This window comes from Pseudomonas sp. TR47 (assembly GCF_044143025.1).
Taxonomy (GTDB): Bacteria; Pseudomonadota; Gammaproteobacteria; order Pseudomonadales; family Pseudomonadaceae; genus Aquipseudomonas; species Aquipseudomonas putida_E.
The window spans coordinates 1-1,438 of sequence record NZ_JBHFCS010000068.1; the positions used below are offsets into that span (position 1 = coordinate 1).

Genomic DNA, 1,438 nt, shown 5'->3' on the forward strand with positions numbered 1-1,438 from the left:
ACCGGGGAGCTATGCGCCGTTGGCGCGGGTTGATCAGGCGGAAGGGGAAGAGCAGAAGGTCTATTACTTCCATACCGATCAGATTGGTACGCCGCTGGAGCTGACTGATAGCGAGGGTAAGATTGTCTGGCAGGCAACATACCGGTCCTGGGGCGCGATCGAGCAGCTCACGATCAATGAGGTCGAGCAGAATCTGCGGTTCCAAGGTCAGTATTGGGACGCAGAAACGGCTCTACACTACAACACGTTCCGTTATTACGATCCCCTAGTGGGGCGCTTCGCTACGCAGGATCCGATTGGATTGACAGGCGGGCTAAATTTATATTTCTATGTGCTTAATCCAGTAAATTGGGTTGACCCACTGGGCTGGTCTGGTTTCGATGGTAGTGGCCGTCCGCTATCTAGCTCACAATATAGCGTCTGGTCGAGCGTGGAGATGCCGCAAGACATTCATGGTTCGAGCAGAGGGGTCCACTTTAAATATGCTAATGAAGAGCTATACAAGCGGACTGTACAATACCCTGAACTAAAAGCTGCTTTGTCTCCTGAAGTAGTGGAGCATGTTCAGCCTGGCCCGAGAGGAGGATTCAGCGATCGAAGTCCACCGAATCACTCTTGGCATCACAACGCTCAATCCCCTAAAGATATTGAGCTTATTCCAAGGGCGCAGCACCAGGCGAAAGGACCGGTGCAGACTAGCTTGCATCCGAATAAAAAAGGTGGATTTAAGCAATTACAAAGTACGTCGTGTTGAGGCAATTATGAAAACTTATAGTATACGAGAAGTATTAGAAAATCTGGATCAGATGCCGGACTCTTGGCTTTATCTTCCGGACACAGATTGGAGCTTAGATACAAAAGGCGCATTCTCACTTGATAGTCGGGACTTCGCGCCGGATTCAACTGATTATCTTCCTCCTCAGGTGGCGAGTGAAGGATGGATCGAAACACTGGATACCCCTATGATCCAAGATATTATTGATTATACGGATCGACAACTGCCCGCAGCTACAACCATGGATTACTTCGAGGCTTTTAAATATTATTTCCAGAATGATGCTTTTTTAGAATTTTAATCCAGCAGTTTCGTCCTTCAAATAGTGTTGTATAGAGGTTGAGGTGCGGCTTCCGCACCTCTTATTTGGCTGGGTAAACATGAGTTGCACAGCCGCAGTACTGGACCACTGGTGGGCAGTGAGGAGTCCGCTACCACCCTGCCGCCAACCGCTTGGACTTCAATGCGCGGCAGTTGGAGAAGGTCAAGGACCACTGCATCAAGCGTTGGCGGGATCAGGAGTACAGCTACGACCCGTGGGGCAACCTGATCAAGAAGCGCTCGGAGCACAGCAAGCTGCAGAGCTATAGCTATGACTGTGAGAACCGGCTGGTGCGTGCTGAGACAGTGGTCGACGGCAAGCTGGAAAGTACGGGCGCTTAC

The 1,438-nt window shown here is 50.4% G+C and carries 2 protein-coding genes and 1 pseudogene; all 3 read left to right on the top strand.

Translation table 11 applies throughout. The features are described 5' to 3' along the window. Nucleotides 1-754 (top strand): RHS repeat domain-containing protein (locus ACEWE8_RS26035; RefSeq protein ID WP_395589445.1); only part of this gene is annotated, 754 nt, incomplete at its 5' end. Nucleotides 755-761: 7 nt separating this feature from the next. Next, nucleotides 762-1,076, top strand: a complete 315-nt coding sequence (locus ACEWE8_RS26040) for a hypothetical protein (RefSeq protein WP_046788024.1) — start codon at nucleotides 762-764, stop codon at nucleotides 1,074-1,076. A gap of 81 nt (nucleotides 1,077-1,157) precedes the next feature. Then, nucleotides 1,158-1,438: pseudogene (locus ACEWE8_RS26045) on the top strand (RHS repeat protein); the annotation flags it as partial.